An 18754-nucleotide genomic window follows, 5' to 3' on the forward strand; every position below is an offset into this window, starting at 1 on the left:
ATCTTCTCTCTAAACTCGTTCTAGCTTCTGGTGACGTTAGTTTGGTGCAGTTCGTGCAGAGGAGCAAAGGAGCGATCGCAGCAGCTCGTCATGCCTTACAAGCAGGCTCTGGGGTAGTTGGAGACGTACCAGCCGTAGTTAACTCCTTCGATCAAACTAGATTGGTGGGTTTGGGATGTTCTACAACAACTTTAATAGACGATCCTCACATTACCAGCGCCGTAGAAGCCGAACAAGCATTTTGGCAGCAACCTCAATGGCAAGAACGACTTCAGCAAGTTCCAAAAGGTGCTATCTTGGCGATCGGTTTTGCTCCCTCTGTTTTGATGTTTGCCTGCGAGTTAATCGAGAGCGGTCAACTGCAACCTGCTTTAGTTATTGGGATGCCCGTTGGTTTCAGTCATGCTCCTATTGCCAAACGTAGATTGATGCGATCGGGCGTTCCTTATCTGACTATACAAGGTTCCCTAGGAGGAGGATTATTAGCAGCAGTGGCATTAAATGCTTTGGCGGATTCGTTGATAGAAAAGCCAGATTGTCATTGTTATTTAAATGAGAGCTAGTAGCGGTTAGTGCGATCGCCTTAATACTTCCAAAACCTTTTTTATTTAAATAACTTCCGCTCGTTCAATAATCGGTTCTACCATTAGTCTTGAGTAAACCCAAATCATCGTAATAGCGAATGGTTCTAATGGGAATACCACTTTCAGATGCGATCGCACCAATTAGTTTTAGTTTTTCTTGAGTTAACATAATAAATCTCCTAATTGCTATAAAACCTCGATCGCTCCTTGAAACATATTCATCCCGCAAGTAAACTCGTATTTGCCAGCTTTTTCGGGTGTAAACTCAATTGGTGTAACTTGATTTAGAGGTAATGTTTGAGCGATATGAAAGTCGGGAAAACGAACTTCCTCAAGACAACTACTAGCATCTTTACGATTAAAGTTTAGCCGTACTTTTTGACCTGCTTGAACTACAATCTGACTGGGTTCGTAACCGCCATCAACGGTGACAGTAATCTCTTGAATGCCTTCAGTAGCGATCGCTTTTGCCGATTTAGGTTTACTCAATAAGAACCACCAAAGTTCTAAACCAATTAATCCCAATCCACCAACCGTAACGATAATCTTATTGCTTAACGGCTGTTCTATGGGTTGAAACTGTCCTGTTTGCTCCCTTTGCGATGGTTGCATTTCATTCATGTTGTGAGGCATTTGGGCGACTGCATTACCTGAAGCAATTCCCAACACCATTCCCAAACTTACGATCCCGTAGCGTACCCTTCGGGTAATCGCCGTTTGCGGAGCAAGTCCTACGGACTCAGGCGTGGCGTTTGCGTAGCTGCCGTAGGCATAGTCATTCGCTTCGCGTACTTGATTTCGCGTGATCGCTTTCTTATTTACCATTGTCAAACCTCCTATACAATCGCTCCCGAAATTACTCCAACCAGAAACCCAAATCCTACTAATGTTCCAAAAAAGATGATTGTCTTCATATCGATATTCCTCTAACCAAGTATTTTTGGCTTAAAATTACGCAAACGCAGTGCATTTGTCACCACTGACACAGAACTAAACGCCATCGCTGCACCTGCAATAATGGGACTCAGCAACCAACCAAAGAAGGGATAGAGGATTCCTGCTGCGATGGGAATTCCAGCCACATTGTAAATAAAAGCAAAGAAAAGATTTTGACGGATATTACGAATAGTAGCGCGACTAAGTTGAATTGCTGTTACAATTCCCTGTAAATCTCCTGAAATCAAGGTAATATCGCTAGCAGCGATCGCAACATCCGTTCCCGTGCCAATTGCTATTCCTACGTCGGCTTGTGCTAGAGCAGGTGCGTCGTTAATGCCATCCCCTACCATTGCTACTATTTTACGGGGCGTATAAAGGTCGGAGTCGGAGGTCTCCTCCGACCACAGCCCCTCACCTTCCGATTGAATTTGCTCTACAGTAGCTGCTTTCTGTTCAGGACGAACTTCGGCAAAGACTCGTTTAATTCTCACTTCACGAGCGATCACTTCTGCGGTGCGGCGATTGTCTCCAGTTAACATCACCACTTCCAAGCCCATTTTCTGCAAAGCTCGAATGGCATTAACAGAAGAAGGTTTTACCGCATCAGCAATGCCCATAATGGCTTCAATTTTCCGCTCTACGGCAATCCAAATAACAGTTTTCCCGAGATCTTCCAATCGCTCCCAATCTTTTTGTAAGTTACTGGTATCGATCCCTAACTCGTTCATCCAACGATGAGTGCCGATTTGTACCCATTGATCGGATACATACCCTTGAACACCACTACCTGCGTTCGCTTCAAATTCTCTTGCTTCATTTAACTCTACTCTTTGCGATCGAGCGTAATTAACCACCGCCTCGGCTAGAGGGTGTTCGGAATTTCTCTCTACAGATGCAGCCAGACGTAATAAATTTAGCTCGTTGCTGTTGGCAATACCATTGACAGTTACAAAATCAGTCACAGTCGGTTTACCTTGGGTAATCGTTCCCGTTTTATCGAGGACGATCGCTTTTAACTTGTGCGCCATTTCTAAACTTTCTGCGCCTTTAATCAGGATGCCATTTTCTGCCCCTTTCCCTGTTCCTACCATAATTGAAGTTGGGGTTGCCAAACCAAGCGCACAGGGACAGGCAATAATTAATACGCCGACTGTGGTAATCAAAGCCATCGTTACATTCCCCATGATGTTGTACCAGAGGATAAAAGTAGCGATCGCAATGGCAATCACAGCAGGTACAAACCATCCCGTCACGCGATCGGCTAAACGTTGTATCGGTGCTTTTGAGCCTTGTGCTTGCTGCACCAGTTTGACAATCTGCGCTAAGAAAGTATCTTTACCGACTCTGGTTGCTCTGAATTTAAAGCTACCAGTTCTATTAATCGTCGCACCAATAACTTCATTGCCAGGATGCTTTTTCACAGGAATGCTTTCACCCGTAACCATCGCTTCATCAATGGTGGAAGCACCTTCAACGATCTCACCATCGACGGGAATCTTTTCGCCTGGGCGTACCAAAATGATATCTCCTAAAACTACCTCAGCGATGGGAATATCGACCTCGCGATCGCCACGAATCACCCGTGCTGTTTTCGCACCTAAACCCATCAGCTTACGAATTGCTTCTGAAGTTTGTCCTTTGGCTCGATTTTCTAATAATCTTCCCAGCAAAATAAGGGCAATAATTACTGATGCTGCTTCAAAGTAGACATCAGGTGTAAGTCCCTGCGCGATAAACCACTGCGGAAAAAAGGTGGGAAAAAGGGAATAGAGGTAAGCCGTACCCGTGCCGATCGCTACTAGGGTATCCATTGTTGCTGTATGGCGTTTTAGGGCTTTCCCAGCATTAATAAAGAAGGACGATCCACACCAAAATAGTACGGGTGCAGTCAGTACTAATTGCAGCCAGGAATTGTGCATCCATGCAGGAATAAAAGGAATGGGCAATCCTGTCATCATCGGCAGCGAACCAATAACTAGAATGGCACTAACAATTCCGCTAACCCATACCTTGCGAGTCAGTTGGCGATTTTCGACTTGACGTTCTCGTCTTTCGGTATCATCTTCTGGAGCAAGTATATCCTCTTGCATGGGGACGGCAGAATATCCTGCTGCATCGACGGCATCCTGTATCGCTGCTACATCAGTTATCCTAGAGTCATAAGTAACGCTGGCTTGTTCGGCACCAAAATTGACGTTACATTCGTTTACGCCTGGAACCGAGCGAATTGAATCTTCGATATTCCTGGCACAAGAAGCACAACTCATGCCTCGCAGTTTTAGATTAGTATTTTCCACTTCATATCTCCTGACTTGGTTTTAAATAATGCCAAGCATTCTTCAGGCAACGGTATAACCTGCCTCTGTAATCGCTTGCGAGATCTCAGCTTCTGATGCTTGTGTGTCAACTTCGACAAGCTTAGTCTTGGAATCGGTTTGTACGGTTGCGGCTGGATCGATTGTTTTAATTGCTTTGGTAATGGTATCTCCACAAGCCGAACAAGCCATGTTGGGAACTTTAAGTTGTAATGTCATCATTTCTACCCTATGAAGATCGATTACTTTTATTATGAAGTCTTTAGTCAACTAGAGAGTCAAGAGGGTAAAAAAGAAAAATTAAAAATCTATGTTGTTTTATATCTAGGCTAAACTCCCTAATTGATTCTGTTGCAAAAACTTGAGATCAATCTGTAGTATGTTTTAAATAACAATTGCTACTAAAAAGGTGAACTCAACAAGTCGATTGGATTGCTTCAGATTTTGGCAGCTTGATGGTTAAAAGTAATGGCGTTAAACAACAGACTGAATTAGATAACCGCAACCAGGCTTTAGAAATAATGCTAAATACTCTTGTCCAAGGGTCAACTAAAGTTTTAGATAACCTAGAGCAAATAGATGTCGTTGGTCATCGGGTAGTTCATGGAGGTGCGGAATATTCCCAGCCGACGATAATTACATCTGAAGTTAAAAATGCGATCGCTGATTTAATTCCCCTTGCTCCTAATCATAATCCTGCTCATCTCGAAGGGATAAATGCGATCGCTCAAATTCTTCCTAATATCACTCAAATAGCCGTATTCGACACTGCTTTTCACCGTCAAATACCCAAACCTGCTAAAGTTTATCCCCTACCCTATGAATGGTTTAAAAGAGGGATTCAACGTTATGGTTTAAATGGAGGGGAAACAGGGCGTAATTTTGAAACAAAAAACCACAATGGCGATCGCGTGATGGTAAATTAATCCCTTTTTCAGAATCAAATAATACTTTGCCATTTAAAACAAGCTGAAATAACTTTAGAAATAGCTCCAGAGTAGAGGTTGTTTCTGTAATTACTAAACCATCAGCAGAAAGTAAAAAGGCTTAAGCTTTAATTAAAGCTTAAGATGTGGCGATCGCTGTAGATTAATTCGATCTTGTCCCTTGTCATTAGTGAAAGGAAATTAGTGACCGCTAGCTAATTACACTTCGCGATCGAAGCCAAACTTGTCTCGGATTTGTAAATTAAAGTACTGTCCCACAGAACCAGTTTCTTTCAATTCTTTATAGATCTGTTCAGGCACTTGAGCATATTTATAGACGCTACCGTTACCAAAGACAACTCGCAGAGTTTGTTTGTCGGCATCGTAGTCAAAGTCTTTAATTGCCGTACTTTGATTTTTCAGTAGTGGGAAAGCAATGACATCGCGGATGCTAGGAGAGTCAGTTAACAGCATGACTAGACGATCTATACCGATGCCTAAGCCAGCAGTAGGAGGCATTCCGTATTCTAAGGCTGCTAAAAAGTCTTCATCAATGTCGTTAGCTTCTAAGTCTCCTGCTGCTTTTTTGGCTGCTTGAGCCTCAAGTCTAGCTCGTTGATCTAGAGGATCGGTTAACTCTGAGAAGCTATTAGCGGTTTCTCTACCCACCATAAATAGTTCAAACCTTTCAACTAATCCTGGTTTGTCGCGGTGGGGTTTTGCTAGGGGCGAGATTTCTACGGGATAGTCGATAATAAAAGTCGGCTGGATCAAAGTGTTCTCTACTTTCTGTTCAAAAGCCTCGTTAAGCAATTTACCAATAGTTTGACAGTCTGCGGGAACTTCGATACCTGCTGCTTGGGCTGCGGTTTTCGCCGACTCGAAGTCAGTAAACTGAGTAAAGTCAACCCCAGTCGTATCTTGAACAATTTCGTGCATGGTTATTCTGCGCCAGGGGGGAGTTAAATCTATTTCCTCTCCTTGGTAGGTAACTTTAGTTGTGTCTAAAACTTCCTGGGCTACGTCGCTAATCATAGTTTCTGTCAACGCCATCATGTCGTGATAGTCAGCATAGGCTTGATACACTTCAATGGAAGTAAACTCTGGATTATGGCGCGTCGAAACTCCTTCGTTGCGGAAGATTCTGCCCAGTTCAAATACTCGCTCAAACCCACCGACGATCAGTCTTTTCAGATGTAACTCAGTGGCAATGCGGAGATACAAATCCATCTCCAAAGTGTTGTGATAGGTAATAAAAGGACGAGCTTCAGCACCACCTGCTTCGCTTTGCAAAACTGGAGTTTCAATTTCTAAAAAGTCTCTGGTTTCTAAATAACGACGAATCGCTGCGGTAATTTTGGCGCGCAGGCGAAAAGTCTGTCTTACCTGGGGATTAACAATCAGATCTACATAACGCTGACGATAGCGTTTTTCGGTATCGGTTAAACCGTGCCATTTATCAGGCAAAGGCAATAAAGATTTAGTCAGAATTTGAAACTCGCTGACGTAAACTGAAAGTTCACCCTTTTCCGTCCGTTTAAGCGTGCCTTTAACACCTAAAATATCTCCTGTGTCAGAAAGCTTTTTGAGGTGATTAAATGCCCCCACTAATTCTGACATAGTGTTGTTAATATTTTTTTTCTCTAGATAAAGCTGAATTTTTCCTGTCTCATCCTGGAGTTCAAAAAACGCCAGCTTACCAAAGACGCGACGCGCCATAATTCTACCAGCGATCGCTACTCGATCTGCTACTTCCTCTCCCGCAGCTAAATCGACATATTTTTCTTGTAACTCAGCAGCATGATGACTCGATTCCCATTTATAAGCATAGGGATTTAAGCCCAACTCCTTAATCTGGGCTACCTTTTCGATTCTGGTAGCGCGAATTTCGTCTAAGTTAGAACCACTCTGAGGCTTATGTTGGGAATTATCTGCTGCCATTACTACTAAAATTTAAATAAATCGAGATTAAGTTGATCTGTCATTTGCGCGATCGTCAAGCGCTTAATTTCTTAAAGAAAAAATCTCCAGGATTTCGACGGCTCGTTTTTTAACCGTAAGTAAAATTTGCTACTCATACTTACAGGTTAAAGATGCTGCTTTGGTACAAACAGATTGAATTATAACGTATCTGAGGGCTACCACTTGAGCGTTGCTGAAATTTATTACAGGTACAGAAATTACTCAACCCGCAATTCCATTGTCTTCGGCTTGATTTTCAACTGGCACTAATTGCTGATGAGAATTTTGAGCCAAGATGCCATATTTGGGTGCAAAGACCATTGCTACCATGAACAACATCGTCAAAAGTACCACGATCGCTCCACCTGTAGATACATCAAAATGGTAGCTCAGATAAGTCCCCCCAACACAAGAAAATACACTCGTGGCAATAGAAATTCCTAACATACGGTCAAAACGATCGCTTAACAGGTAAGCTGTCGATCCTGGGGTTACCAGCATGGCAATAACAAGAATAATACCTGCGGTTTGCAGTGCGGTGACGATGGTAAGGGCCAGCACCGAAAGCAGTGTATAATACATAAATTGCGTATTAAGACCAATAGCTTGAGCGTGATTGGGGTCAAAACAAAATAATAGTAGGTCTTTGCGTCGAATCAAAATCACCATTAGAGTGATTGTACCTGCGATTAAAGTTTGAATGATGTCCTGTGGGGATATACCTAGTACGTTACCAAACAGAATATGAAATAGATCGATATTACTGGGAATTTTAGTAACCAGCACCAAACCAAAAGCAAAAAAGCCTGTAAACACTACTCCAATAACGGCATCTTCTTTAAGGCGAGTTTTTGATTTAATATAGCCAATCGCCACTGTAGCCCCAAATCCAAAGACAAACGCACCGATCGCAAAGGGTATATTTAGGGCATAAGCAACTACCACTCCAGGCACAACCGCATGGGAAACCGCATCTCCCATTAGTGACCAGCCCTTGAGGGTAATATAACAAGAAAGCACTGCGCACACTAAACCAACAAAGGCACTAACCCAGATAGCCTGAACTAAAAACCCATACTGCAAGGGTTCAATCAGCCAGTCTACCAGGGGAAAATTCGCCATTAAATTACTCATGCATCTACCTCGGATGTCTGGAACATTTGGCGTAAGCTTGTGACTGGTAAACCACCGAAGGTCATGGTTAAGTTTTCTTCGGTAAAGGTTTCTTCAGTTGTTCCAGCAGCAAGAATGGTTTGGTTAAGAAGAATTGTGCGATCGCAAAACGTAGAAATAGAAGCTAAATCATGGGTGGATACTAAAATGGTATGTCCTTCATCTCGTAGCTGGATCAGCAGATCGATAATTCGTTTTTCTGTTTTAATATCCACACCCGTAAATGGTTCATCCAGTAAAATTACTTTCCCTTCTTGAGCCAAAGCACGTGCCAAAAATGCTCTTTTTTTCTGACCTCCAGACAGTTCGCCGATTTGATGGTGACGAAAATCAATCATGCCCACTCGTTCTAAACTTTCCATGACTAGCCGACGATCTTTGGCACTAGGAATACGCAGTAGGTTCATATAGCCGTAGCGTCCCATCATGACTACCTCAAATACGCTCACAGGAAAATTCCAGTCCACTTCATCCGACTGAGGTACATACGCCATTAACTGGTTTTTTTGAGCTTTTTGCACGGTCAGACCAGCAACGCGAATTTGTCCCTGGCTGGGTTTTAAAAATCCCATGATGGATTTAAATAAGGTAGATTTGCCACTGCCGTTTGGTCCTACTAAAGCAGTAATGCTGCCTGGTTCTATAGTGCAGTTAGCGTTATAAAGAGCGAGTTTAGCATTGCTATAGGTAACGCTGAGGTTATGGACAGTGATATCAAGAGTTTGGGTTGCATTTGGCATAATCGGTTTTCCCTGGTTTTGAATAGAAAGGTGAATTGAGCAGTTAATTAAACATTGAAGTCGAAAAACTTAAAAATTAAATCTTGATTTGGTTCTAATTCTTCAGACTGACAGATGCGAAATTACTGACTTTTGCTACCCGCCAGTAAACCATTAGTAATAGTGCGGGCATCATATTCAAGTAAATCTAAATAGGTGGGAACTGATCCTGATTCTGTAGACAAGGAATCTACATAGAGGTTGCCCCCGAACCTTGCCCCTGTGTTTTGAGCAACCTGTTTTTGCCCTTCATCGTTGACGGTGCTTTCACAAAAAATAGTCGGCACATCGTTTGCTTGCACGGATTCAATTACTTTCTGTACCTGCTTGGGAGTAAACTGCTGTTCGGCATTAATCGGCCACATATAAATTTCTTTCAGCCCGTAGTCGCGAGCGAGATAAGAAAATGCTCCTTCGCAGCTTACTAAATAGCGTTGCTTTGGGTCTACTTGCTGCAAGTCCGTTTGTAGTTCCTCATCAATAGCTTTTAGCTTCTGGCTATAGGCCTTAGCATTGGCGTTATACGTATCGGCATTGGCTGGATCTAGTTGCACAAAAGCTTGACGAATATTTTCCACGTAAACTAGACCATTGCGAGGCGACATCCAGGCATGAGGGTTAGGTTGATTAGCGTAAGAGCCTTCAGCAATAGCAATCGGCTCAAGTCCCTCTGTCAACAACGCTGAGGGGACATCCTCCGCATTACCTAAAAATTGCTCAAACCAACGTTCTAAACCCATACCGTTGTAAAGAATTAGGTCGGCATTCTGGGCTTTTACTATATCGCTAGGTGTAGGTTCGTAGCCGTGAATTTCCGCGCCAACGCGAGTAATCGATTCTACATTCAGCTTGTCCCCTGCCACATTTTGAGCAATGTCAGCCAGGACAGTAAAGGTGGTGAGGACTTTCTTTTTACCTTCGGTGTCTGCTGATGAGTCAGCAGCAACGTCAGTTGCCGTTGTCTTTGATGTAGCTGTTGACGAATTTTTCTCGGCTCGATTACAGCCAGCGATCCACATCCCTAACGCTATGCTAAAGAATAAGATAATGCATCGCCTCAAAGTAATTTTCGCCATAGAAAAATAAGTGAACCTGATTTCATAATTATATCACTTTTGTTTCATAATTTTCTCATAATTGAGCTAATCGCGATTATGGGCGATCGCTGTTCTCATTAAAAGAGCATCAGCATGTATCCCCACGAACTATTTGAGGATTGGAGAATGTCTAGTCATTAAACTAAGACAACTTAAGATAAAAAATACTTAATAGACATAGCCAGCTAATAATTACATATTTTTTCATGAGTTTTTCTATGAGTTTTATGAGATTAAGAGATTAAAAGTAAAACTATTATAAAAGTAGGTGAATTTTACAAAAAACCAGGAGAATTATCAAACTATTCAAGCTTTTTCTTAAAAAATAGGCTGTATAAAAAAGGCAAATTGCAACTCAATGTTGGGTTTCGCGATCGCGAAGCTAGTGCTAAAACACATTGTACCCTTGTCCTAAAGGATAAGCTTCGCTTTTAGTACCTGAATCTTCAAAATTCTCTAGTTATTCTCGATCGCTTTCTAAATTCAGAACTTAAGGAGAAAAATAATGAAAGACCCTATTATGTTAGAGACAGATACTGCAATGCCTTCCGCTAATTGCGGTTCGCCTCCACTACGAATACTGTCCTCATCCACTCCATCCCTTGATCGCGCTCCTAAGATGACAGTATTTCACTCCACAGGCTGTTTGGATAATCAATCTTCACGTCCTCATGCACATTCGTTTTTTGAACTGTTTTTCATTGAAGAGGGTGAAGGCTGGCACTTGGTTGGCGATCAGAAGGTTTGGGCTAAATCTGGCGATCTTTTCTTAATCGCTCCTGGTGAGGTTCACGATCCGAGTGGTCTTGATTGCGCTACTAAATGGATTGTTGGTTTTGAAGCCGAAGCGCTTAATCCAGCATACACTGATGCCAATATATTTTTAATGCTCCCTAATCCAGTAATGGAGTCGTTTCTGCCAGTCAATAACCCTAACATTAAACACTTTTCCATTCCTGAGAAAGAGCGATCGCGATGGTTAGCACTCTTTGAACAGTTAAAAAACGAACTTGGTAATCAAGAACTTAGTTTTATAGAAGCAGCACGTGCGCTGTTGATGCTATTACTCATTGAAACCTCTAGATTCACTGAACTGCGATCGCCCCAGTTAACCAAATCTTCTACTCAGCGAGTAACTAGGAGAGGTTCTCCAGTAGTGGAAAAAGTGTTGTGTTTCATCGCGACCAATTTTTGTAATTCTATTAGTTTACAAGAAGTCGCCAAGGAAGTTAACCTTTCTCCTGCTTACCTAACCGATCTTATTCGGCGAGAAACTGGAAAGACTGTAGGAAGCTGGATCGTCGAGCGTCGCATGGCAGAAGCACGCCGCCTGCTACTAGAAACCGATCACTCTGTAAATCAAATTGCCGAGTCAGTAGGCTATTTTGATCCAAGCTATTTTATTCGTCTATTTCGTCGGCTTAACGGTACAACTCCTAAAGCTTGGAGGCTTCTATATCGCAACTGAGCGGGACATTTTCAACCTATTAACTTTCCTTAATATAGAAAATGTAATAACTTTGAAAATTTGAGAGATTGCTCTCAAAAAAATAATTGAACAAACTAAATTCTTAGTGAGTAATGTTTAATTAATCACTAAAATATCATTTTTTGCTTGATAGTTAATTAAAAACCAAGGCTCTACAAATAACGCCGAAAAAATAACCGATTAAATCGAAAGATTTTCCCTTGTACTCGAAAGACAAGTTTCTTAGACTAAAAAAAACAAACAATTCTGATTGAACAAGTCAATAAATTTTCTAAAACTTTAGAAAAAAAATTGCTTTAATGGCATTTTTATTATCCCAATTAATTGTTAATGGACTTATAAATTCAAAATTAAGTTCAACATATTTTTGCATAGCTTAAATAGGCAATTAGTCAAAAGTTTGATGATAAGTAGAGAAGTATCTAACCAAATCAAATCCATGAGACAATTTACTCAAAGTACGACATTGATGGGTTATGTGACTGAGATTAAAGAGCAGGATTCTGCCTTTAGTATCAAATGCCGTAGTGGCGATGAATTATTAATTCATGTTGCCAGAGAAACCCGATTTCAGTCCATGCAAAATTTGGATGGTATCGATCGCGATCGCTATCCAAATCCTGAAGATTTTACGCAGAATCCGTCACAATTAGTCAAAAAATATATTCATAGCGATCGCTTGGTCGCAGTTGAAGGGGTTTATTTAGAAGATGGTGAAAATCGTCGCCTTGATGCGCTCAACGTTCATCTATTGCAAACATTTGACGGGGAATTCCTGTTCGAGCAGACTCACTGGTGGCTGACCCAAATTGCTCGACTATCCGACACTTGGCTCGGCTTTTTATTCCCGAATAAAGTCACCTACGAAATTGATGATTTCCGACTCTATCAGACCAACTTAAATATTGTTGGTCTACGCACAGATGATAATCTTCAGGAAAGTTCGACTCTATCTAGGTTGATCTACGGATTATCTTCAGCTTACTTACTAACTGGTTCTGAAAGTTATCTCTCAGCTGCTCGTGCAGGAGTTCAATATCAACGAGAAACTTTTCGCTCTTTAACCAGCGATGGCAAACATTGCTTTTGGGCATCTGGTAAGCGCAGAACCGAGTATAGCTATCAACTATACATGACTTCTCAAAATGACGACGATCGCGGCACAATTCCCCTTTACGAACAAATATATGCGTTGGCTGGACTCGCTCAATACTATCGCATTACCCTCGATTGGGAAGTCCTCGATGATATCCTGCGCACAATTCGCACCTTTAACGATTTCTATCTCGATTTTGAATCGAAGTATGGCAAGGATGCTTTTGGGGATTACTTTTCTCACCTCGATTATGCAACCTTAAGCTGGGATAGCGAGGCTTTGGGTGATAACCAAGGGAGGAAAAACTGGAATTCTATTGGGGATCATATTCCAGCTTATCTAGTTAATGTCATGATTGCACTCGAACCTTTGCCCATCACTGATGGCAATTACGAAGAGATGCAAAAGTTTTTAGAAACCTGCAAAAAAATCCTCCGTACCACCAGCACAATTATTATCGAGCAGTTTCCCGATCCTGACGAGAATGTGCCATTTGTAAACGAACGATTTTTGCGCAACTGGAAACCCGACCATGATTGGCGTTGGCAAAGAAATCGTGCTGTAGTCGGACACAACCTCAAGATTGCCTGGAACTTGACTCGTGTTGCCAATTATTATTACTTTTCGGCTGACAAAATTGCAACCGAGGACTGCCTCGAGGCAGCGCGAGCGAAAAAATTAGCCGACGATCTGATGAAGCTGGCAGATAAATTAGGCACTACCATGGCAGATCTTGGTGTAGATCTGTTTCGAGGCGGTATATTCGATACCTTAGAACGAAATCCTGATAACGGTTTCCCCATCGAATTTCCTTGGAGCAATACCAAAGACTTTTGGCAACAAGAACAAGCTCTCCTCGCCTACTTAATTTTGCATGGTTGCAGTAATGAAAGTAAAGAACAAAAGCAAGAGTATTTGCGACTCGCTCAAGAGACAGCAGCTTTTTGGAATTTATTCTTTCTCGACCAAGACAGCAAAGGAATCTTTTTCCGCGTTACCGAAAGTGGAATGCCCGTAATTGAAGGTAGCTATGGCAACAAAGGCGGTCATGCCATCTCAGGCTATCATGCCTTCGAGCTAAATTATTTGGCTCATATTTATATTAGCTCTTACGTGACGAAGCAACCCTTCTGCCTGTATTTCAAACCGAATAAAAATTGTCGCCAGCGATCGCTAAATGTCTTACCTGATTTTGTCAGACCCAATAGTTTGCAAGTCAACCGCATCAACATTGATGGCGGTGAACGGGACTCATTCGATCCTGATAATTTCCGCATTACTTTGAGCGAAAAAGAATTTCAACTGGGTTCAGAAGCAGAAATTGTTGTAGAACTGAAGCCTTTATAGCTGAAGTCTTTGAATGTTTAGGAGAGAAAAATGGCTACCCAAATCTTAGCAGGTAAGAAAATCGCTGTACTCGTCGAGACTGAATTTATTCCTGAAGAAATTAAAACATATCAAACACGCTTCCCCGAACTGGGAGCGACAGTACATTTAATGTCTCGGTTGTGGGACAATCCAACTGCGCGCTTTGTCTCCGATATCGATGAAGTAGAAGGAGAAGTTCCCGAATACATCGACGTCAACATTGACTTTCAAAATGTGGATCTCAATGAATATGCGGCAGTCATCATGGCAGCTAACTACACCAGTGTACGTCTGCGTTACTTCCAGCCACCCGATGGTTATCCCATCTCCCCAGAGCAAACTCGAACAGCACCAGCGGTACAGTTTTTTGCAGAGGCAATGGCAAATCCCAAAATCGTCAAAGGTTTTCTCTGTCATGGATTGTGGATTCTCACCCCGATGCCAGAACTACTCAAAGGACGGCGAGTTATCTGTCATGAAGTTGTCCTCGCAGATATTGTCAATGCAGGGGCAATTTACCTGCCACCTCCGCCTAATTCTGAGCTAAACGACCCACGAAATATTGTCGTTGATGGAGATATGGTTACAGGACACTCAGGAGGCGATGTGATTGCCTTTATCGATGCGATCGCTCACCAAATTGTCCTCCAAGAAAAAGGCGGATCGCTGCTGTCTTACGAGCGATCGCTAAGACAAACAGAGGCAGAAAAATTGCAGTTTTTACTAAAGGAGTAAATAGTTTTACTCGTAATGTTGTGACGAAAACTGATTTATGTATCTTTAATCGAGCAAGTAACTACTGTCTTTGTTGTTCGACTAAGTTACTCCGCCATATCAACAGAACAGATATTTACTGGTTTTGTCTTTACTGCAAACAGCAGATGCCAACCAACAAAAGTAGAAAAAATACAAGTTTGATTTATTGGAACTAGGAGATATTACCAATGACTAAAAAGATTTTAATCGTACTATCAGAATGGGGTTATTGGGGCGAAGAATTAATTGGGCCCTTGGAAACCTTCGATGCTGCTGGATATCAAGTTGATTTTGCCACGCCAACAGGTAAAAGACCAGTTGCCATCGGTGTCAGTATGGATGCCACCTTTGTCGATCCGCCTTTAGGTCGTCCTGTGGTTTCGCAAGAAATGGCAGAGAAAGTCAGAGCAATTGATGACCCTAGTAACCCCCGCTTAAATAATCCCAAAAGTTTAAGAGACTGGTTGCCCGAAAGACCTTACTGGAGTTCTGCTAAATTCCTGCGGGAAATGGAAGCATACTATCGCACACTTCAAGAAATCCGAGACGAAGAACTAAGCCAATACGATTCCATGTTAATCGTTGGCGGTAGTGGCCCCATGGTCGATCTAGTCAACAACCAGAGAGTCCATGACTTGATTCTCAACTTCTACCAAATGGATAAACCCATTGCTGCCGAATGTTATGGAGTTCCTTGTCTTGCCTTTGCTCGCGATCTTGGCGATCGCCAAAGTATTATTCGGGGCAAGCACGTTACAGGTCATTGTTTGGAATATGACTATAAAGACGGTACGGGATTTATGGGAACTAACGTCGATCCTAGCCTAGGTAATATTAACTTTGGCCCTCCATTCTATCCATTAGAGTACATCCTGCGGGATGCTACAGGCCCTGAAGGACAATTCCATGGCAATGTTGGGCATGAAGTCTCAGTAATTGTCGATTACCCCTTCATTACAGGTCGCTCCACCCCTGACTCTTATGCTACGGGTCAAAAAGTAGTAGAAGTCTTAGAGCAAGGTTTAACCAGATACGGCTGGTAGTAGATCGTCAAGTTTGAATTGATGGGTTGAGATTAGGTAGTAGGTAGTAGGTAGTAGGTAGTAGGTAGTAGGTAGTAGGTAGAAAACTCATTACTCATTACTCAAAACGAATTTGACGACCTAGTAGTGAAAGAGACGTTGCTGATTAAAAGTATGACGTACAAAACAATACTGTTCATAGCTTTTAGCTTTTAGCTTTTAAATGCTACCCAGTAAAAGCATGTCCTTGTCTTTGCGCCTTTGCCCCGAACTAAGCGGGATAAACGTCTTTGCGCCAGACCTAACTAAAAGAAAAAAATCATGGAAAAAAGAAATGGTCGATTTGCAATCATCGAACAATTGCTAGCAGATGGCATCCGCTATATGTTCGGCAATCCTGGGACATCAGAGGAAGGGTTTCTCGATGCACTCGGCGATTATTATCCAGAGTTTGAATACATTCTGGCATTACAAGAAACGATCGCCGTCGCTGCTGCTGATGGTTATGCTCGCTCTACTAAAAAACCGACGATCGTCCAACTCCATAGCGGTGTTGGTCTGGGTAATGGTATTGGCATGATATACCAAGCAATGCGCGGTCATGCGCCGCTGGTAGTCTTAGCGGGTGAATCTGGCATTCAATACGATGCGATGGATGCACAAATGGCAGCAGACTTAGTGAGTATGGCAAAACCAGTAACTAAATGGGCAACTAGGGTTGTTCATCCGAGTTCGCTGCTACGAGTCTTACGACGAGCGATCAAAATTGCTGCTACTCCGCCGATGGGCCCAGTTTTTGTCTCTTTACCGATGGATGTATTGGATGCTATCAACGAAGAAGAAGTCGTGCCAACTTCGTTCCCCATTACGCGAGTTACTCCCGAACCAGATGCGATCGCCGAAGCAGCAGCAATGCTGGTAAAAGCATCTAAACCGCTAATAATTGTCGGTGATGGTATTGCCTATTCCAATGCCCAAGCAGAATTAACCCACGTCGCCGAACTGATTGGCGCGCAAGTCTGGGGTTCTGATTCATCCGAACCAAATATGAATGCTACCCATCCCCTATATGGTGGGTTGTTGGGGCATATGTTTGGCGAAGTTAGTAGTCGCATTACATCCCAAGCCGATGTGGTTCTAATCTGTGGCACATATGTTTTCCCCGAAGTGTTTCCCGCCTTGTCAGGTGTATTTGCTCCTGATGCCAAGATCGTTCACATTGATTTAAATGCTTATGAGATCGCCAAGAACTTCCCTGTGGATTTGGGCTTAGTTAGCGATCCGAAAACAACCCTTGCCAAGCTGGGAACAGAATTAGCCAAAACTCTCACCCCTGAGCAAAAGCGAATGGTTGGTCAGAGAATCACTAAAATTGCTGAAACCAAACAGCAGCAAATGAGCGAGCAGTTAGCAGCCGATCAAGCCGTGCATGACTATGTACCCATGCATTTATCACAGTTTGCCGAAGAATTAGCCAGACACTTACCACCAAATGCGATCGTCTTCGATGAAGCACTCACTCATTCTGAAGAGCTGTGTCGCTACATTCCACCAACGACCCTGGGGCATTATTTCCAGACGCGGGGAGGTTCTTTAGGGGTGGGCATTCCTGGGGCAATTGGCATCAAGCTTGCCCATCCAGAGAAAACAGTGATCGGTTTTACGGGTGACGGTGGTGCAATGTATACCATTCAAGCATTATGGACGGCTGCCCATCATAACATCGATGCCAAATTCGTGATCTGCAACAATCGCAGCTATCGCATTCTCAAACTGAATATCTTGCAGTATTGGCAAGATATTCAGATTCAGCCCCATGAATTTCCCGCTTCTTTTGATCTGTGCAAACCAGCTTTGCAGTTTGACGAATTAGCACGGGCGATGGGAGTGCAAGCCTTGCGGGTGGAGACACCAGAAGAAATCAAACCTGCGATCGCTCAAGCCTTATTCCACAATGGTCCTTTCCTAATCGATCTCGCGATTAGCAGCGAAGTACCAGGCAGTCCAGTTAGTCCTAAATGCGGACAGTAACAAATTTAATTTTTAATTACTCACAAATTAATTACTCACAAAAAAAGGAGCAGAAAAATGGCAAATCCCAATGTAGACCTCATTCAAAGAATGTACGAATGCTTTAATCGTGGCGATATGGACACTATTCGCCAAGAAATTTTTGCTGCCGACCTAATCTGGCGCTTACCTGGGCATCACCCCCTAGCAGGGACTAAAAATGGTGCTGACGAAGTGATTGCTTTCTTTGAGCAGTTGAATAAAGCAGGTATCCAAGTAGATCTCAGCGGTATTGATGCTTGGGGAGAAAGCACGGTTGTTGAAGTTCACCGAGGGCATGGAGAAAGTAACGGCGCAGTTTTAGATGCCCTTAACTGTACTCACTACCATATCCGTGAGGGCAAGATTGCCGATGTGCAAGTTTACATTAGCGATCAACATACAGTCGATCAATTTTTCAACGCTGTATACGCGCTTAAACCCATACCAGACCGATTAGCCTAACAGTTATTGGTGAACAAATTTTGCAAATTTCGCTTTTGGGTAACTGATAGAAACTCGAAGCCCAGTTTAAACACAAACAAAATAAGGAGAAGTTCAAATGCCTATTATTCGCCTCACTCTATTAGAAGACTTTGCCAGTTTGACAGAAAAAGGAGAAATAGTTCAAGCCTTAGGCGACAGCTTAGTTGCGGTTATGGGTGAAATTGTTCGTCCCTATATCTACACTCTAGTCGATGAAGTGCCACCAGGTGCTTGGTCGATTCAAGGGGGAACAATTATGACTGAAGAGATGATGAGAGCAGGAATAGCTACTTCCAATCAACAGCGATCGCAGCGTCTGACCGAAGATCGAGTAAGACAAGCCTATGAAGTTCTAGCCAGTGGTGAGCGGGACAGAATTGCCGAATATTGGGCTGAAGATATGACCTGGTTAGTACCAGGACACAATCAAATCTCTGGTATGAAAAGAGGCTTAGACGAATTCCTTTCTTTTATGGACAAGGTAGGCTACTTAACGGACAACAGTTTTCAAATGTCTTGGGAAGGAGTTGTCATTACTGGAGACACTTCCGCAGACATCCGACACAACACTGGACATCGAGCTGGAGATGAAAGCAGACAGTTAGCTATTGATGTCGTTCATGTTTTGCGTTGGCGAGAAGGCAAAGTAGTTGAAGGACAAGGTGCGATCTTTAGCGACGGTACTGCACAATTCGATGAGTTTTGGAGCTAAT

Annotated in this window: 15 protein-coding genes and 2 pseudogenes; 9 read left to right on the forward strand and 8 right to left on the reverse strand. The window is 42.7% G+C overall.

Annotated features, from left to right (window positions below):
* Positions 1 to 563, forward strand: a 563-nt coding sequence (locus C7B62_RS14510) for a precorrin-8X methylmutase (RefSeq protein WP_199194205.1), incomplete at its 5' end; no start/stop codon positions are given.
* A gap of 70 nt (positions 564 to 633) precedes the next feature.
* Here the strand turns inward: C7B62_RS14510 and C7B62_RS14515 are convergent.
* The 4 genes and pseudogenes from C7B62_RS14515 to C7B62_RS14530 form a co-directional block, all read right to left on the reverse strand.
* Positions 634 to 753: pseudogene (locus tag C7B62_RS14515) on the reverse strand (MerR family DNA-binding transcriptional regulator); the annotation flags it as partial.
* 17 nt (positions 754 to 770) lie between these two features.
* Positions 771 to 1256 carry a cupredoxin domain-containing protein gene (locus tag C7B62_RS14520; RefSeq protein ID WP_106237767.1) on the reverse strand — a complete coding sequence of 162 codons (486 nt, stop codon included), beginning with the start codon at positions 1254 to 1256 and terminating at the stop codon, positions 771 to 773.
* 254 nt (positions 1257 to 1510) lie between these two features.
* On the reverse strand, positions 1511 to 3820 hold the full coding sequence (locus C7B62_RS14525) for a heavy metal translocating P-type ATPase (RefSeq protein ID WP_106237667.1): 2310 nt from the start codon (positions 3818 to 3820) through the stop codon (positions 1511 to 1513).
* A 42-nt stretch (positions 3821 to 3862) separates the two neighbouring features.
* Positions 3863 to 4057 carry a heavy-metal-associated domain-containing protein gene (locus tag C7B62_RS14530; protein ID WP_106237670.1) on the reverse strand — a complete coding sequence of 65 codons (195 nt, stop codon included), beginning with the start codon at positions 4055 to 4057 and terminating at the stop codon, positions 3863 to 3865.
* 236 nt (positions 4058 to 4293) lie between these two features.
* On the opposite strand from C7B62_RS14530, the pseudogene C7B62_RS14535 reads away from it, so the two are divergent.
* Positions 4294 to 4641: pseudogene (locus tag C7B62_RS14535) on the forward strand (acetate kinase); the annotation flags it as partial.
* Between the two features lie 342 nt (positions 4642 to 4983).
* On the opposite strand, the gene lysS reads toward C7B62_RS14535, so the two are convergent.
* From lysS to C7B62_RS14555, 4 genes are all read right to left on the reverse strand, one after another.
* A complete protein-coding gene (gene lysS / locus C7B62_RS14540; protein ID WP_106237679.1) occupies positions 4984 to 6705 on the reverse strand; it encodes a lysine--tRNA ligase in 1722 nt (573 codons plus the stop codon).
* Between the two features lie 243 nt (positions 6706 to 6948).
* Positions 6949 to 7848: a metal ABC transporter permease gene (locus C7B62_RS14545; protein ID WP_233219975.1), complete on the reverse strand. Its 900-nt coding sequence runs from the start codon at positions 7846 to 7848 to the stop codon at positions 6949 to 6951.
* 8 nt (positions 7849 to 7856) lie between these two features.
* Positions 7857 to 8639 carry a metal ABC transporter ATP-binding protein gene (locus tag C7B62_RS14550; protein WP_106237688.1) on the reverse strand — a complete coding sequence of 261 codons (783 nt, stop codon included), beginning with the start codon at positions 8637 to 8639 and terminating at the stop codon, positions 7857 to 7859.
* 122 nt (positions 8640 to 8761) lie between these two features.
* Entirely contained in the window at positions 8762 to 9754 is a 993-nt protein-coding gene (locus tag C7B62_RS14555) for a metal ABC transporter substrate-binding protein (RefSeq protein WP_106237690.1), read from the reverse strand.
* Positions 9755 to 10280: 526 nt separating this feature from the next.
* Here C7B62_RS14555 and C7B62_RS14560 point away from each other — a divergent pair.
* From C7B62_RS14560 to C7B62_RS14590, 7 genes are all read left to right on the forward strand, one after another.
* Complete coding sequence (locus C7B62_RS14560; protein WP_106237701.1) at positions 10281 to 11243, forward strand: AraC family transcriptional regulator; 963 nt, start codon at positions 10281 to 10283, stop codon at positions 11241 to 11243.
* A 460-nt stretch (positions 11244 to 11703) separates the two neighbouring features.
* A complete protein-coding gene (locus C7B62_RS14565; RefSeq protein ID WP_106237706.1) occupies positions 11704 to 13707 on the forward strand; it encodes an AGE family epimerase/isomerase in 2004 nt (667 codons plus the stop codon).
* A 30-nt stretch (positions 13708 to 13737) separates the two neighbouring features.
* Positions 13738 to 14463 carry a DJ-1/PfpI family protein gene (locus tag C7B62_RS14570; RefSeq protein ID WP_106237710.1) on the forward strand — a complete coding sequence of 242 codons (726 nt, stop codon included), beginning with the start codon at positions 13738 to 13740 and terminating at the stop codon, positions 14461 to 14463.
* Positions 14464 to 14672: 209 nt separating this feature from the next.
* Positions 14673 to 15527 carry a type 1 glutamine amidotransferase domain-containing protein gene (locus tag C7B62_RS14575; RefSeq protein WP_106237714.1) on the forward strand — a complete coding sequence of 285 codons (855 nt, stop codon included), beginning with the start codon at positions 14673 to 14675 and terminating at the stop codon, positions 15525 to 15527.
* 300 nt (positions 15528 to 15827) lie between these two features.
* A complete protein-coding gene (locus C7B62_RS14580; RefSeq protein WP_106237717.1) occupies positions 15828 to 17537 on the forward strand; it encodes a thiamine pyrophosphate-binding protein in 1710 nt (569 codons plus the stop codon).
* 57 nt (positions 17538 to 17594) lie between these two features.
* Complete coding sequence (locus C7B62_RS14585) at positions 17595 to 18020, forward strand: nuclear transport factor 2 family protein (RefSeq protein WP_106237721.1); 426 nt, start codon at positions 17595 to 17597, stop codon at positions 18018 to 18020.
* 97 nt (positions 18021 to 18117) lie between these two features.
* A complete protein-coding gene (locus C7B62_RS14590) occupies positions 18118 to 18753 on the forward strand; it encodes a nuclear transport factor 2 family protein (RefSeq protein ID WP_106237724.1) in 636 nt (211 codons plus the stop codon).
* Position 18754 lies beyond the last annotated feature (1 nt).

Origin of the sequence: Pleurocapsa sp. CCALA 161 (assembly GCF_003003995.1) — a bacterium.
GTDB lineage: Bacteria > Cyanobacteriota > Cyanobacteriia > Cyanobacteriales > Xenococcaceae > Waterburya.

Bases quoted from the DNA above. Each gene is read 5' to 3' on its own strand.
- C7B62_RS14520 (WP_106237767.1), bottom strand. From the start codon at position 1,256: ATGGTGTTGGGAATTGCTTCAGGTAATGCAGTCGCCCAAATGCCTCAC.
- C7B62_RS14530 (WP_106237670.1), bottom strand. From the start codon at position 4,057: ATGACATTACAACTTAAAGTTCCCAACATGGCTTGTTCGGCTTGTGGA.
- lysS (WP_106237679.1), bottom strand. From the start codon at position 6,705: ATGGCAGCAGATAATTCCCAACATAAGCCTCAGAGTGGTTCTAACTTA.
- C7B62_RS14545 (WP_233219975.1), bottom strand. From the start codon at position 7,848: ATGGCGAATTTTCCCCTGGTAGACTGGCTGATTGAACCCTTGCAGTAT.
- C7B62_RS14550 (WP_106237688.1), bottom strand. From the start codon at position 8,639: ATGCCAAATGCAACCCAAACTCTTGATATCACTGTCCATAACCTCAGC.
- C7B62_RS14555 (WP_106237690.1), bottom strand. From the start codon at position 9,754: ATGGCGAAAATTACTTTGAGGCGATGCATTATCTTATTCTTTAGCATA.
- C7B62_RS14560 (WP_106237701.1), top strand. From the start codon at position 10,281: ATGAAAGACCCTATTATGTTAGAGACAGATACTGCAATGCCTTCCGCT.
- C7B62_RS14565 (WP_106237706.1), top strand. From the start codon at position 11,704: ATGAGACAATTTACTCAAAGTACGACATTGATGGGTTATGTGACTGAG.
- C7B62_RS14570 (WP_106237710.1), top strand. From the start codon at position 13,738: ATGGCTACCCAAATCTTAGCAGGTAAGAAAATCGCTGTACTCGTCGAG.
- C7B62_RS14575 (WP_106237714.1), top strand. From the start codon at position 14,673: ATGACTAAAAAGATTTTAATCGTACTATCAGAATGGGGTTATTGGGGC.
- C7B62_RS14580 (WP_106237717.1), top strand. From the start codon at position 15,828: ATGGAAAAAAGAAATGGTCGATTTGCAATCATCGAACAATTGCTAGCA.
- C7B62_RS14585 (WP_106237721.1), top strand. From the start codon at position 17,595: ATGGCAAATCCCAATGTAGACCTCATTCAAAGAATGTACGAATGCTTT.
- C7B62_RS14590 (WP_106237724.1), top strand. From the start codon at position 18,118: ATGCCTATTATTCGCCTCACTCTATTAGAAGACTTTGCCAGTTTGACA.